The 14782-nt window shown below is 71.5% G+C and carries 12 protein-coding genes; all 12 read right to left on the bottom strand.

What is annotated here, in order from left to right; genetic code table 11:
* Positions 1 to 50: 50 nt before the first annotated feature.
* Positions 51 to 1088 carry a sugar phosphate isomerase/epimerase family protein gene (locus ACFU53_RS40620; RefSeq protein WP_384004507.1) on the bottom strand — a complete coding sequence of 346 codons (1038 nt, stop codon included), beginning with the start codon at positions 1086 to 1088 and terminating at the stop codon, positions 51 to 53.
* Positions 1089 to 1164: 76 nt separating this feature from the next.
* Positions 1165 to 2559: an alkaline phosphatase family protein gene (locus ACFU53_RS40625; protein ID WP_384004509.1), complete on the bottom strand. Its 1395-nt coding sequence runs from the start codon at positions 2557 to 2559 to the stop codon at positions 1165 to 1167.
* Positions 2556 to 3725, bottom strand: coding sequence for a metabolite traffic protein EboE (gene eboE, locus ACFU53_RS40630; RefSeq protein ID WP_384004511.1), 1170 nt, complete (start codon positions 3723 to 3725; stop codon positions 2556 to 2558). The genes ACFU53_RS40625 and eboE overlap by 4 nt, the downstream gene beginning before the upstream one ends.
* 3 nt (positions 3726 to 3728) lie before the next feature.
* Positions 3729 to 4577, bottom strand: coding sequence for a TatD family hydrolase (locus ACFU53_RS40635; protein ID WP_384004513.1), 849 nt, complete (start codon positions 4575 to 4577; stop codon positions 3729 to 3731).
* Positions 4577 to 5269 (bottom strand): EboA domain-containing protein, encoded by a 693-nt coding sequence (locus tag ACFU53_RS40640; RefSeq protein WP_384004515.1) that lies wholly within the window; start codon positions 5267 to 5269, stop codon positions 4577 to 4579. Before ACFU53_RS40640 ends, ACFU53_RS40635 begins: the two co-directional genes overlap by 1 nt.
* Complete coding sequence (locus ACFU53_RS40645; RefSeq protein WP_384004517.1) at positions 5266 to 6153, bottom strand: sugar phosphate isomerase/epimerase family protein; 888 nt, start codon at positions 6151 to 6153, stop codon at positions 5266 to 5268. Before ACFU53_RS40645 ends, ACFU53_RS40640 begins: the two co-directional genes overlap by 4 nt.
* Positions 6150 to 7388: an inositol-3-phosphate synthase gene (locus ACFU53_RS40650; protein WP_384004519.1), complete on the bottom strand. Its 1239-nt coding sequence runs from the start codon at positions 7386 to 7388 to the stop codon at positions 6150 to 6152. Before ACFU53_RS40650 ends, ACFU53_RS40645 begins: the two co-directional genes overlap by 4 nt.
* Positions 7389 to 7509: 121 nt before the next feature.
* Positions 7510 to 8898 (bottom strand): ThuA domain-containing protein, encoded by a 1389-nt coding sequence (locus tag ACFU53_RS40655; protein WP_384004521.1) that lies wholly within the window; start codon positions 8896 to 8898, stop codon positions 7510 to 7512.
* A gap of 9 nt (positions 8899 to 8907) precedes the next feature.
* Complete coding sequence (locus tag ACFU53_RS40660; protein ID WP_384004523.1) at positions 8908 to 11409, bottom strand: PQQ-dependent sugar dehydrogenase; 2502 nt, start codon at positions 11407 to 11409, stop codon at positions 8908 to 8910.
* A 157-nt stretch (positions 11410 to 11566) separates the two neighbouring features.
* Entirely contained in the window at positions 11567 to 12571 is a 1005-nt protein-coding gene (locus ACFU53_RS40665) for a sugar phosphate isomerase/epimerase family protein (protein ID WP_384004525.1), read from the bottom strand.
* Between the two features lie 13 nt (positions 12572 to 12584).
* Positions 12585 to 14171, bottom strand: coding sequence for a Gfo/Idh/MocA family protein (locus tag ACFU53_RS40670; RefSeq protein ID WP_384004527.1), 1587 nt, complete (start codon positions 14169 to 14171; stop codon positions 12585 to 12587).
* A gap of 119 nt (positions 14172 to 14290) precedes the next feature.
* On the bottom strand, positions 14291 to 14782 hold a 492-nt coding region (locus ACFU53_RS40675), incomplete at its 5' end, for a substrate-binding domain-containing protein (protein WP_384004529.1).

Below are 14782 nucleotides of genomic sequence, written 5' to 3' on the forward strand. Positions count from 1 at the left end.
GTCTCGCACCACGGGGCGGCCGCCTGCTGCCGTTGGTTCCCCGGCCTCCGTCAGCACTTCTCCCGCAGCGAGTGCAGGTGCTCGCTGGAGCGGCGGGCGAACGTGAAGGACTCGGCGGGGTTGTCGTGCTCGGCCTGCCAGTGGTGTGCGAGGCGGTGGCCCTTCAGCCGGGTGACGGCCGAGATGAACTTCTGGTAGTCGATGTCACCGTCGCCGACATCCGTCATGCGGTAGCCGAACGGGTTCGACGGGTCGCTCTCGCCGTCCTTGACGTGGAAGAGCGGGTAGCGGCTGGGGCGCCTGAGGACGTAGTCCAGGGGCTCGAAGGGCGCGGACGTGCCGTCGGGCCGCTTCGAGAAGCGGAACTGGGCCACGTACGCCCAGAAGATGTCCATCTCGAGGAAGACGAGGTCGGGGTCGGTCTCGCGGAGCAGGACGTCGTAGAGGCGGACCTTGGGGTTGTCGGTGGCGAAGGAGAACTCCTCGGAGTGGTTGTGCTGGTAGAACTTCATGCCGCGCGCCTTAGCCGCCGCGCCGTAGGTGTTGAACTCGTGGGCGGCCCGCTTCATCGCGTCGACGGTCATGCCGTAGCGGAAGGGGCCTGCGGCGGTGCCGATGTGCTTGAGACCGAGGGCTTGGGCGTCGTCGAGGACCTTGGTGAGGTTCTGGGCGAAGGTGTACGCGTTCGGGTCGCTCGCGTAGTAGCCGACGTGGCTGCCGATCGGGGTGACGCCGTGGTTGCGGGCCAGTCGCTTCAGCTGGGCGAGCGTGATGGGGCCCGCCGAGCCCTGGGTGTAGCCGGCGAACTCGACCTCGTCGTAGCCGTACTTCTCCAACTCGGCGAAGACCGGGGCGAAGCCGAGGGTGGAGACCTTGTCACGCAGGCTGTAGAGCTGGATGCCGAGCCGGCCGGGCGGGAGGACGGGGCGGCCCCGGCCCTTGCCCGCGGCTTCGGTGCCTGCGGCGGCCTGCGCCGGGGCGGCCGCGCCCAGCAGGGCGGCGACGGTGGCGCCCGCGGCCACGCCGAGCATGCCTCGTCTGCTGAGGCGGTGGGTGAGTTCGGGATCTGGCTGGTGGGTGCGGCTCATGCTGGAACTCCTCTGAATGGGAGGGCGTTGTCAGTGGTGAGTGCTTCACTTGTGACCAGTGAGGACCTCTGACCGGTCAGGAGAGACCGGCCAGTTGGAGCAGGAGTGCTTTCACATCGGTGGCCGCCACGCGGTCGCCGACGGCTCGGGGGGTGGAGCAGATGATGAGCGGACCGTCGTCGTCGCTCGCGGGAAGGCGGCCGTGGCTGCCGCGAATAGGCGAGGGATCCAGCGGCACGACCGCCATGCGGTAGCGCAGACCGAGTTTCTTGCGCGCCAGTGCCGTGGCCGCCTTGAGCTTCACGTACGGGTCGAGAGGGTCCATGAACAGCTCGACCGGGTCGTAGCCGGGTTTGCGATGGATCTCGACGAGTCGCGCGAAGTCGGGCGCGCGATCGTCGTCGAGCCAGTAGTAATACGTGAACCAGGCGTCCGGCTCCGCGACGGCGACGAACTCGCCGGAGCGCGGATGGTCGAGGTGATGGGCCTTCTTGCCCTCGTCGTCCAGGAGTCGGTCGATACCGGGCAGATCCGCGAGGGCTTCCCTGGTGGCTTCCAGGTCCTCGGGGCGGCGCACATAGACATGGGCGATCTGGTGGTCGGCGACCGCGAAGGCCCGTGAGGCCATCGGGTCGAGGTACTCCATGCCGTCCTGCGTGTGCACGTCGAGGAGGCCGGCGCGGCGCAGGGCGCGATTGATGTCAACGGGACGGTCGGCTCGGGTGATGCCGTACTCGGAGAGCGCGACGACGGTACGGCCTTGCGCGCGGGCGTCGTCGAGCAGGGGCGCCACGACCTTGTCGAGGTCGGCGGCCGCCTTCAGGGAGCGCGGGTCGTCGGGGCCGTGGCGCTGCAGGTCGTAGTCGAGATGGGGGAGGTAGCAGAGGGCCAGGTCCGGCCGGTGGGTACGGATGATGTGGCGGGTCGCGTCGACGATCCAGCGGCTGGAGAGCAGGTCGGCGCCCGGTCCCCAGAAGTGGAACAGGGGGAACGTGCCGAGTTTCGCGGTGAGTTCGTCATGCAGGGCCGGGGGCCGGGTGTAGCAGTCGGGTTCCTTGCGGCCGTCGGAGTAGTAGATCGGACGGGGAGTGACGGTGATGTCGGTGTCGGCGCCCATGGCGTACCACCAGCAGATATTGGCAACCGTGTAGCCGGGGTGCACGCGGCGGGCGGCGTCCCACAGCTTGTCCCCGGCGACGAGACCGTTGTGCTGGCGCCACAACAGGACGTCTCCGAGTTCGCGGAAGTACCAGCCGTTGCCGACGATGCCGTGCTCGGCGGGGAGCGAACCGGTCAGGAAGGTGGACTGGGCGGCGCAGGTGACGGCGGGCAGGACGGTGCCCAGTGGGGCACGGGAGCCGGACTGGCCGAGGGCCTTGAGGTGCGGCATGTGGTCGAGGAGACGGGGGGTGAGGCCGACGACGTCCAGGACGAGGAGAGGGGTGGGACCCGCTCCGGGTCGCGGGTTCACGGCAGCTCCTTCAGGCCGAGGTCCGTCAACAGGTCGCGGGCGAGGGCGAGTTCGGCTGCGATCCCGTCGGCGAGCTGGGCGCGCGTGCTGGGGCGCAGTTCGGTCGGCAGGGCCTGCCAGGTGTAGGTCTCGACCTCCAGATGGCGGGTGAGGGGGTGGGCGCCGCCGACCAGGTGGGTGAGGGCCGATTTGAGCACCGGGAGCGTGGAGGTGAGGGGCGCGGCGGGGGCCGCGTGGAGCGGGACGTGGAAGTGGGCGCGCCAGGGGGAGGCATCAGGCAGGGAGTCGCCCTCGAGTGCCTCGCCGAGGTCGTCGGTGCCGCGCAGGCCGACGGCGGTGGAGGTGCGGGTCTGGTGCAGGAAGCGGGGCTCGTCGAAGGCGGCGAGGGCTTCGCGGACGTCGGGGAGGTGGGGGTGTTCGGCGTGCAGGGCGGCCGAGAGCTGGGATTTGACGACGGGGACGCGGGCTCGGCTGAGCGCGTCCAGGGCGGTGTGCGGGTCTTCGAAGGAGGTGGCGAGGTGGCAGGTGTCGACGCAGATGCCGATGCGGTCGTGGCCGATGTCGGTCAGGGGGCCGATGGCATCGGCGGTGGTTTCGACCGTGCAGCCGGGTTCGGGTTCCAGGCCGACGCGGATGGAGCGGCCGGTCAGGTCGGCCACGGCGTCGAGGCGTTCGGCGAGGGTGCGCAGGGCCGTGCGGGACCGGGCGGCGCGGGTGTCGCCGTAGGCGGTGCGCCAGGCCAGGGGCAGGGTCGAGATGGTGCCCTCGGTGACGTCGTCGGGGAGGAGCTGGGCGAGGACGCGGGCGAGGGAGGTGGTGTGGTCGAGGCGTTCCGGGTCGGCCCAGTCGGGCTGGTAGACGCGGTACTTGACCTCTTCGGCGCCGAAGCCCTGGTAGGGGAAGCCGTTGAGGGTGACGACCTCGAGGCCGCGCCGGTCGAGTTCGGTGCGCAGGCCGCGCAGGGCGGACGGGTCGGTCACCAGGGCTGCTGCGGCGTCCTTGGCCAGCCACAGACCGATGCCGAGGCGGTCGCGGCCGAGGCGGCGGCGTACGGGCTCGCAGTGGTCGCGCAGTTGGGCGAGGACGCCGTCGAGGGTCTCGGCCGGGTGCACATTGGTGCAGTAGGCGAGGTGGACGGTGGAGCCGTCGGGGTGGCGGAAGCGCATGGGTCACTCACCGCCGCGCAGGATGCTGTTGCCCTCGTGTGTGGTGCCGGTCGTGGTGACGTCGAGGGCGAGCCGGCCGCTGAGTCCGTAGAAGGCGACGGGGTTGCGCCACAGCACCAGGTCCACGTCGTCCTCGTCGAACCCGGCGTCGAGCAGGGCGTCGCCGACCCTGCGGGTCTTGAGGGGGTCGCTCCTGCCCCAGTCGGCGGCGGAGTTGACCAGCACCTTCTCCGGGCCGAACTCCTTGAGGACGGCGACCATGCGCTCCTCGTCCATCTTGGTGTCCGGGTAGACGGAGAAGCCGAGCCAGGCGCCGCTGTCCCTGGCCTCCTTGACGGTGATCTCGTTGAGGTGGTCGAGCAGCACCCGCTCGACGGGCAGGGCGGAGGCCCGTACGGCGTCGAGCGTGCGGCGCAGACCGGCGAGCTTGTCCCGGTGCGGGGTGTGGACGAGGGCCGGCAGGCCGTGGTCGGCGGCCAGCTGCAGCTGGTGTTCGAGCGCGTGGTCCTCGGCCGGGGTCATGGAGTCGTAGCCGATCTCTCCGACGGCCACGACCCGGTCCTTGAGCAGGTAGCGGGGCAGTTGGTCCAGCACCGGCGTGCACTGCGGGTCGTTCGCCTCCTTGGGGTTGAGGGCGACGGCGCAGTGGTGGGCGATGCCGTACTGGGCGGCGCGGAAGGGCTCCCAGCCCAGCAGGGAGTCGAAGTAGTCGACGAAGGAGGCGGCCGAGGTGCGGGGTTGTCCCAGCCAGAAGGCCGGCTCCACGACCGCGCGGACGCCCGCCTCGTGCATCGCCTCGTAGTCGTCGGTGGTGCGTGACGTCATGTGGATGTGGGGGTCGAAGATGCGCATCAGGACTCCTCGCCGTCGATGCCGATCTCGTCGGCCGGTGGGGACGCGGTCAGGGCCAGGACGCGGTACAGGTCCTCGGGTACGGGACGGCCCGCGGCAGTGCGTTCCTCGGCGTGGTCGCCGAGCATGCGGGCGAGTTCGGTGTCGCCGTGGGCACGGCGGGTCAGGCCGGTGATCTCGTCGACGCGCACTCCGGTGAACAGGCACTTGAGTACGGCGTGCCGCCACTGGTGCGGGGCCAGATGGCGGGCGGTGTACGGGCCGAGGGCGGCGGCGACGAGACGGGTGTCGTTGGTCCGCAGGGCGTCCTCGACGAGGTGCAGCGCGTCGGGGCCGGACACCAGGTGGGGCAGCGCGTGCAGCACCGCGCGGCGTTCGTCGGCGGTGCCCTGGCGGTAGACCCGGGTGAGCGCGTCGGTGTCGGCGCGGGCCGCGTGCAGGATCAGCACGCGGACGGCGTCGGCGTGGTCGGTACCGCAGCGTCGGCCCGCCTCGGCGAGGCGCAGCTCCCAGACGGAGATGGGTCCGTGGGTGCCCCGATGGTCGGCGGCCTCGTCCAGCGTCCGCCGCAGCCAGGCGCGGGCGTCGCCCGCGAGGTGGGCGTTCAGGTGGCCGCGCAGGTCGGCGGGGGCGCCGAGGGCCGGGTTGGCGGGGCGGGCCGTCGGGTCGGCCGGGGTGCGGTGGTGGATCACGAGGTGCTCCCGGGAAGGGGCGTGCGGACGGTCGTGCGGCGGAGGAAGGAAAGGGACTGTTCGGCGAAGTGGGGGCCGGCGTGGGAGTGGCGGGGTAGTTCGACGACGGTCAGGGCGCGGTAGTCGACGGCGGCCAGGGCTTCGAGGACGGGTGGGAAGTCGATCTCGCCGTCGCCCAGAGGAAGGTGCTCGTGGATGCCGCGGCGCATGTCCTCGATCTGGACGTGGCGTAGCCAGGGCGCGGCGGCGCGGACGCAGTCGGCGGGAGGGAGCGGTTCGAGGCACTGGCAGTGGCCGATGTCGAGGGTGAGGCCGAGCGCGGCGGGGCTGTCGAGGGCCTCGCGGAGGCGGTGGAAGTCGGCGAGCGTGGCGAGGAGGTGACCGGGCTCGGGTTCGATCGCGAGAGGGACGTCGGCGGCCGTGGCGGCGTCGAGGACGGGGGTGAGTGCGTCGGGGAGTCGTTTCCAGGCGGTGTCCTCGTCCGTGGTGGGCGGGGTGACTCCGCTGAAGCAGTGCACGGCGTGGGCGCCGAGATCGGCGGCGACCCGGACCGCGCGGATCAGCAGGTCGGCCCGGCGGGCACGGTCGTCGGGGTCGGGGTCCAGCAGCGTGGGGCCGTGTTTGCGGCGTGGGTCGAGGACATAGCGGGCGCCGGTCTCCACGGTGACGGTCAGACCGAGGTCGTCCAGCCGTCGGGCGAGGCGCCGGGTGCGGGCGGCGAGGTCGGGGGCGAGCGGGTCGAGGTGCATGTGGTCGAGGGTCAGACCGACGCCGTCGTAGCCGAGGTCGGCGAGGAGGGCGAGGGCATCGTCGAGCCGTAGGTCGGCGAGGCCGTTGGTGCCGTAGCCGAAGGAGAGCGTCGGGAGGTGCGGCCGTGGATTCATGCCGGGCTCGCCTCCCAAGGCCCCGTTTCCGAAGGTTGCGTTTCCGAAGGTTGCGATTCCGAAGGTCCCGTCTCTGGCTCGCCCACGCCCACGGCATGCCGCCGCAACCGCTCCGCGAACCCCGCCAACGCCGTGTACTGCTCCCCCAAGGCCGCCGGGCCCTCGCCCACGGGGTCCTTGAAATAGAAGGACAGCTCGGGCAGGGGCCCCGTGAGGCCCGCTTCGTGGGCTCGGGCCAGGAGACGGGCGAGGTCCAGGACCAGCGGGGCCGCGAGGGCGGAGTCGCAGCCCTGCCACGTGGTCTGGAGGACCATCCGCGTGCCGAGGAAGCCGTCGAAGGCGATGTGGTCCCAGGCGGTCTTCCAGTCGCCGAGGGCGGGCACGTCGTCGATGTGGGTCTCGCCCTCGGGGGTGGTGCCCAGGCTGTCGGTCAGGACACGTTCCTTGCCGGCGTTCTTCGCAGCGGCGGCGGCCGGGTCGGCGAGGGCGGCACCGTCGCCACCGCCGAGGAGGTTGGTGCCGGACCAGGCCCGGACGGCCAGGGCCCGTTGGGCGAACATCGGGCCCAGGACCGACCGCAGGAGGGTCTGGCCGGTCTTGCCGTCGCGGCCGGCGTACGGGAGGCCGGAGGAGGCGGTGAGGGGAGCGAGTGACGGGTGGTGGAGGCCGGTCGAGGGGGTGAAGTTCACGTAGGGGCAGCCCGCGCGGAGGGCGGCCGCCGCGTACAGGGAACTGGGAGGCAGGGCGGCTCCCGTCGGCGCGGGTTCCGTCGAGGCCACGTTCACCACCACGGCCCGGGTGAGTCCCCGGCGCCGTACGAAGTCCTGGATGTCTGCCGTGAAGGAGGAGATCAGCTCGGCGGGGGTCCTCGTGTCGTCCGGGAAGGGACCGCCGGGCCTGATCTCCCGCTCCGCGGCGGTCAGCTCGGCGGCGACGGCCGCGGGGAGGCCGTGGGGCAGAACGCCGCCGGCGGCCAGGGCCTCGGCCCGTTTGGGCAGGGAGCAGTCGACGGTGTCGTGGCCGCCGAAGACGAGGGAGGAGAGCGGGGGCAGACCGGAGTCGGCGAAGAGGGGGGTCTCGGTGACCATGCCCGCCGGGGTGTGCAGGCCCGCCGCGACGGCCGCGCAACCCGCGACGACGGTGGTGGCGACGGAGCCGCGCGCCCCGATCAGCCATACGCCCACCCGGGGCTCGTTCCCTTCGGACCCCGCGGAACGGGACTCGGACACGGACATGGGTGACCTCCTCGTCGTACGTACGCGAACCCCGGCGCCTCGGCGGAAGGAACGGCGGAGACAGGGCGCGGGAAGGGGGGAGACGGCGGGCGGAGGTCCGGCGTCCCCCGCCCGCCGCCGTTCAGTCGCCCGGAGCCCGGGCCGCGGCCGATGCGGCGGCGGCCCGCGCGGGCAGTTCCTTGATCCGGATGTCACGGAAGGACACCTGGTCGTCGGCTCCGTGGTTCTGGATGCCGAAGTGACCGTCGCGCAGGCTCCGAACCGGATCGGTGTTGGTGAAATCGTTGATCTTCACGCCGTTGAGATAGACGCGGAGGCGCTCGCCCTCCACGCGGATCTCGTACGTGTTCCACTCCCCCGGCGGGTTCAGCGCGCGATCGCGCTTCTTGATGTCGGCGGAGCGGAAGCCGTAGACGGACCCGGTGGTCCTCTCGGGTACGTCCGTGGCGTCGATCTGGACCTCGTAGCCGTTGTTCACGGCCGACCAGGGGTCGTCCGAGGGCGGGAAGCCGACGAACACACCGGAGTTGTCGTCGCCGGCCGTCTTCCAGTCGAGTTTCAAGGAGTACGACCCGAAGCTCTGACCGGCGTACCAGAGCATGCCCATGCCGTCGGCCGACGTGATCGTGCCGTCGTCGGCAAGCGTGAACGAACCGGGCCCCGCCTGCCGCCACGCCGACAAGGACTCGGCTGTGCCGTCGAAGAGCGGCCGGTAGCCGTTCTCCGGGCGGCAGTCGGCCTGGGCCTCGCCGATCGCCCACCGGATGCCGCCCAACAGGTGCTGCCGGAAGGCGGGTTCGGCGAAGGACTCCTTGGTGTGGCCGCCGCCGGTGTAGAAGGCGCGGCCGCCCTGGTAGTCCTGGCACCAGGCGATCGGATGGTCGCCGTTCATGGTGCCGCCGCTGTACGACGACTCGTCGAGCGAGGCGAGGACATGGGCCCGGTCACGGGGGTTGGAGCGGTAGTTGTACCACTCGTCCGTGCGGTTCCAGGCCGTGCCCAGACCGGCGGTGGCCGGGTGGGCGTGGTCCTCGACGTCGACCGTCGCGGGCTGGATCGCGGGGTGCGACTGGAAGTACGCGCCCGCGAGTCCGCCGTAGAAGGCCCAGTCGTACTCGGTGTCGGCGGCCGCATGGACGCCCACATAGGCACCCCCGCGTTTGATGTACCGCTCGAACGCGCCCTGTTGGGCCGGGTTGAGGACGTCCCCCGTCGTCGACAGGAACATCACGGCGTCGTAGCGCCCGAGGTTGCGGGCGGTGAAGGCGCCGGCGTCCTCCGTCGCGTCGACCGCGAAGCCGTGGGCCGCGCCCAGCTCCCGTACGGCCGTGATGCCCTCGGGGATCGAGTCGTGGCGGAAACCGGCGGTCTTGGAGAACACCAGCACCCGGCGCTCGTCCCCGTGGCCCCCGGAGCGGCCCGCGTCATCGGACACGGCCGGTCCCGACACGCATCCGATCAGCAGGGCGGCGCCACCCAGCGCGGCCCACAAGCGTCCGTTCGTCGGCATGACGCCCCCTCACCGCTTCGTGAAGGTGAAGTCGTCCACGTCGAACAGGCCGTCGGAGCCGCTCCCCTTGAACACCAGGTAGAGGGTGGTGCTGCCGTGCGGGGCCTTGGACAGGTTGGCCGTGACGTCCTGGAAGTTCTCCCAGCCGCCGGTCACCGGAACGGTCGCGCTGCCGAGGACACGGCCGGTCGGCGAGCCCGCGCGGACCTCCAGCCTGCCGCCGGCGCCCCCGGAGGAGATACGCGCGGTGATCTTCGTGGCGTTGGACAGGACATACGGCTCGAACGAGATCCAGTCGCCGTTGGAGATGTCACCGACCGTCTTGCCGCCGTGCGCCGTGTCCTTGGACTGCACCGCTATGCCCGACGAGTCGCCGTAGTGCTCGGCCTGGCGGTGGGTGGGCTGGACGACGTTCTGGTCATGGGTGGTCAGCGGGGCCTGGCCGCCGCCTCCGCCGTCGGTGTACTCGGCGTCGAACACCCCGAAGATGTTGGCGTTCTCGTCGTGGCCGCCGTCGGCGCTGGTCTGGATGGTGCCGGTGCAGCCGTTGGCGGACGTCACCGGGTGGCCGTGGCTGTCGTGACCGAGGACGAAGGTGACCTTGACCTTGGAGCAGTCGATCGGGCGGCCGTCCTCCGGGTCACTCACCTTCACCTTGAACGGTACGGCGTCACCGAAGGCGAACAGCTGCCCGTCCGCCGGGAGTTGCAGCTCGACCTTGGGCGCGGTGTTGCCGACCACGATCTGCACACTCGCGCTGCCGGTGCGGCCCGAGGTGTCCTTGGCGGTCACGGTCGCCGTGTAGGTGCCGTTCCTCTTGTAGGTGTGCGTGGGGTTCGCCGACGTGGACGTGCCGCCGTCGCCGAAGTCCCAGCTGTAGGTGAGCGCGTCGCCGTCGGCGTCGGTCGTGCCGGCGGAGGAGAAGCGGACCTTCAGCTTCGGCTGACCCGAGGTGCGGTCGGCCGCTGCGGCGGCGACCGGGGAGTGGCCGTCGGTGGCGTTCTCGATGCGGTACAGGGCGGAGTGCTCGTCGCCGCCGAACCAGGAGATGCCGTAGTCGAGGACGTACAGCGCGCCGTCCGGGCCGAAGGTCATGTCCATGATCTGGGTACCGGTCCACGGCACGTTGTTGATCGACTGCACGGTGCCGTCGGCGTCGCTCGTGATCCGCTTGATCCAGCGGCGGCCGAACTCACCGGCGAAGAAGTCGCCGTCGTACGCCTCAGGGAACTTCACCGGGGAGTCGAGCGAGGCGTCGTAGTCGTAGACCGGGCCGCCCATCGGGGACTCGGAGCCGTCGCCGAACTCCGGTACGGAGGCCCCGTTGTAGGGGATCCAGGCGGGTTCGGCGGGCGGCAGGTCCGTGAGGCCGGTGTTGTTCGGCGAGGTGTTCTTCGGGGCCGCGCAGTCGAAGGCCGCGCCCGAGGTGCCGGTCGCGAAGTCGTAGTCGACGTAGGCGTCGTTCTTACCCGTGCAGTACGGCCAGCCGAAGTTGCCTGGCTTGGTCACACGGGCGAACTCGACCTGTCCGGCCGGGCCGCGCGAGGGGTTGGCGGCGCCCGCGTCGGGGCCGTACTCGCCGACGTAGAGGATGCCGGTCTTCTTGTCGACGCTGAAGCGGAACGGGTTGCGGAAGCCCATCGCGTAGATCTCGGGACGCGTCTTGTCCGTGCCGGCCGCGAAGAGGTTGCCGTCGGGGACGGCGTACGAGCCGTCGGCGTTCACCTTGATGCGCAGGATCTTGCCGCGCAGGTCGTTGGTGTTGCCGGAGGTGCGCTGGGCGTCGAAGGCCGGGTTGCGGTTGGAGCGCTCGTCGATGGGGGTGAAGCCGTCCGACTGGAACGGGTTGCTGTCGTCGCCCGTCGACAGATACAGGTTGCCCGCCGCGTCGAAGTCGATGTCGCCGCCGACGTGGCAGCAGATGCCCCGGGAGGCGGGGACGTCGAGGATCTTCGTCTCGCTGGCGGCGTCGAGGGTGCCGTCGGTCTTCAGGACGAAGCGGGAGAGCCGGTTGACGCCGTCGAAGGGCGCGAAGTCGGCGGCCGTTCCGGTCTCGGGTGCGTCACCGGCCGGGGTGTTCAGCGGGGGCGCGTAGTAGAGGTAGATGAAGCGGTTGTCGGCGAAGGCCGGGTCGACGCCGATGCCCTGGAGGCCCTCCTCGTCGTGGCTGTACACGTCGAGTTTGCCGGCGAGTTCGGTGTTGCCCGCCGCGTCGGTCAGCCGCAGTTCGCCGTCGCGCGAGGTGTGCAGGACCGAGCGGTCCGGGAGGACGGCGAGCGACATGGGCTCGCCGACCTCCGGCTCGCCCTTGGCGAGGGTGACCTGCTGGAAGTCCTCGGCCGCGGCGGCAGCGGCCGTCTTCGGTTCGGCTTCGGCCGCGCCCGCGGCGGGCGAGGTGAGCGAGAGCGAGGCACCCGCGAGCAGCAGGCCGCTCAGCAGTGCGATCGGTCCACGCAGGCTGCGGCGTCTGAAGGTGCTGGTGGGGTGTCTGTTGTCGTCGTACGGGTGCACGAAATGCCTCCAGAGAGGGGCTGGTCGTACGGAGGTGTACGGGTGTGTGCGGTACGCCGGGGTGCGCCGTCACCCCGGAGACATGACCGGGCCGTGGGGGCCGGGTCGACAGATGGCCCGATGGGCCGGGCCCTAGGGCCTGTCCTGCGGACAGGCCCTAGTCGTTGCCGCCGAACGCCGCGTCGAAGGCGGCCGACGGCGGTTCGAAGTCGAACGCCTTGAGGCGGGTCAGGGCCTCGAAAGCGCCCTGGAGCCGGTCCATGCCGGCGTCCTCCCACTCGACGGAGATCGGTCCCTGGTAGTCGATCGAGCGGAGCATCCGGAAGACGTCCTCCCAGGGGACGTCGCCGTGGCCGGCCGACACGAAGTCCCAGCCGCGCCGGGGGTCGCCCCAGGGCAGGTGCGAGCCGAGGCGGCCGTTGCGGCCGTCGAGGCGCTTGCGGGCCTCCTTGCAGTCGACGTGGTAGATCCGGTCGCGGAAGTCCCACAGGAAGCCGACCGGGTCGAGGTCCTGCCACACGAAGTGTGAGGGGTCGAAGTTCAGGCCGAACGCCGGACGGCGGTCAACTGCCTCCAGTGCACGCTGAGTTGTCCAGTAGTCGTATGCGATCTCGCTCGGGTGGACCTCGTGGGCGAACCGCACGCCCTGGGCGTCGAAGACGTCGAGGATAGGGTTCCAGCGCATCGCGAAGTCGTCGTAGCCACGCTCGATCATCGACTCGGGGGCGGGCGGGAACATGGCGACCAGGTGCCAGATGGCGGAGCCGGTGAAGCCGATGACGGTGTCCACGCCGAAGGCGGACGCGGCCCGCGCGGTGTCGGCCATCTCGGCGGCGGCCCGCTGCCGTACGCCCTCGGGCTCGCCGTCGCCCCAGATGCGGGCGGGCAGGATGGCCCGGTGGCGCTCGTCGATGATGGCGTCGCAGACCGCCTGACCCACCAGGTGGTTGGAGATGGCCCAGCACTTCAGGCCGTATTTCTCCAGGAGTTGGTGCCGGGAGTCGATGTACGACGAGTCCGCGAGGGCCTTGTCGACCTCGAAGTGGTCGCCCCAGCAAGCGAGTTCAAGGCCGTCGTAGCCGAAGTCGCGGGCGAGGCGGCAGACGTCTTCGAGGGGCAGGTCGGCCCACTGGCCGGTGAAGAGCGTGAAGTCGCGCGGCATGTCCGGGGCCTCCTCAGACCGTTGTGGGGGTGTGGGTCGGGGTGTAGACCGAGTTCTTCTCGGCGCTCTCCTCGACCGCCGCGAGCACACGCTGCACCCGGAGCCCGTCGGCGAAGGACGGCTCGGGCCTGGTGCCCGCCGCGACGGCGTGCACGAGGTCGCGGGCCTGGTGGACGAAGGTGTGCTCGTATCCGAGGCCGTGGCCCGGCGGCCACCAGGCGTCGAGGTAGGGGTGGTCGGGCTCGGTGACGAGGATGCGGCGGAAACCGGCGTGGGTGCCGGGTTCGGTGTGATCGTGGTAGGAGAGTTCGTTGAGCCGTTCCAGATCGAAGGCCAACGAGCCGCGCTCGCCGTTGAGTTCGATGCGCAGGGCGTTCTTGCGGCCGGTGGCGAAGCGGGTCGCCTCGAAGGAGGCGACGGCGCCGGAGGCGAAGCGGCCGGTGAACAGGGCCGTGTCGTCGACGGTGACCGCGCCTCGCCCGGCCGTGCCGCCGGAGGAGGCCAGACCGGCGGACACACCTGCGGGCAGGGGCCGTTCGCGTACGAAGGTCTCCATCAGCGCGGACACGCCTATCACCGGCTCGCCCGCCAGGTACTGCGCGAGGTCGACGATGTGGGCGCCCAGGTCGCCGAGCGCTCCGGAGCCGGCCGACTCCTTGCGCAGCCGCCAGGTCAGGGGGAACTCCGGGTTCACGAGCCAGTCCTGCAGGTACGTCACCCGCACGTGCCGCAGAGCGCCCAACCGGCCCTCGGCGACCATGCGGCGGGCGAGGGCGGTGGCCGGCACGCGACGGTAGTTGAAGCCGACCATTGCCAACTGCCCGCGCGAGTAGGCCTCTTCGGCCGCCGTCGCCATGGCCTCCGCCTCCGCGACCGTGTTGGCGAGGGGCTTCTCGCAGAGCACGTGCTTGCCTGCGGCCAGTGCGGCGAGGGCGATCTCGGCGTGGCTGTCGCCGGGGGTGCAGATGTCCACGAGGTCGATGTCGTCCCGGGCGATCAGCTCCCGCCAGTCGGTCTCCGTCGACGCCCACCCATGCCGGTCCGCCATGGCCCGCACCGCGTCGCCGTCCCTACCGCAGACCGCGGCGAGCACCGGGCTGAGCGGCAGGTCGAAGACCCGCCCGGCGGTCCGCCACCCCTGCGAGTGCGCGGCCCCCATGAAGGCGTACCCGACCATTCCGACCCGCAGCGGCGGCTTGCCGGGCCCACCGGCGAGCCCGGCGGGCCAGGACCCGGCACGGGCTCCGACGCCAGACGCCGGCCCCGCCTCGAACCCGGCCACGGCCCCGGATCCGTCTCCGTCTCCGTCCGCCGCCCCTGCCACGGCTCCGTCGACGGCCCTGCCCGCCATCCCGGTTCCCGCCGCGCCCCCGGTGGGCGGGGTTCCGTCACCGGGCACGGCCGCCGTCCCCGGGGTACCGGAACCGGGCACGGCCGCCGTCCGGACTCCGGCCTCCGTCGGGGCTTCGCCCTCGGCTCCGGCCGCGCCCCCGGCCTCGGCCTCGGCCCGGGTGCCGGCCCCGGTTCCGAACCCCGCGTCGGGCCCCGGCGCTCCTGACTCCTCCGCCTCGGCCTGGTCGGGCTGCTGCGGCTGTCCCATGCGTGTGTCCTCCTCGTGGTCGCGGCGCGGTGGGGGGTGGGGCCCGACTCGGTGGTCCGGGGCTTCGTCCTGCGATGCCTCGATCCGAGTTGCCGGTCGGGCCCGTCCGGCAGGACCCGTCACTTGAAGCCGGTGGACATGTACTGGTCGACGTTGGCCTTGTCGACGACGGCCGAGTAGAGCGTCAGCGAGGACGGGATCTCGAACTCGGCAAGGCCGCCGACCCCCTTGCCCTGGCCGAGGGCGCGGGCGAGGTCGATCGCGGAGGCGGCCATGGTCGGCGGGTAGAGGACGGTCGCCTTCAGCACCCCGTCGTCCTTCTTGATCGCCTGGAACGCGGACAGCGCGCCCGCGCCGCCGACCATCAGGAAGTCGTCGCGCCCGGCCTGCTCGATGGCGCGCAGGGCACCCACGCCCTGGTCGTCGTCGTGGTTCCACAGGGCGTCGAAGTTCGACTGCGCCTGGAGGAGTTGGGCCATCTTGGCCTGGCCCGACTCGACCGTGAAGTCGGCGGCCTGCCGGGCCACCTTCTTGATGTTCGGGTAGTTCTTCAGCGCGTCGTCGAAGCCCTTGGTGCGCTGCTGGGTCAGCTCCAGGTTGTCGAGCCCCTG

It is taken from the genome of Streptomyces sp. NPDC057474, assembly GCF_042802555.1.
Classification (GTDB): domain Bacteria; phylum Actinomycetota; class Actinomycetes; order Streptomycetales; family Streptomycetaceae; genus Streptomyces.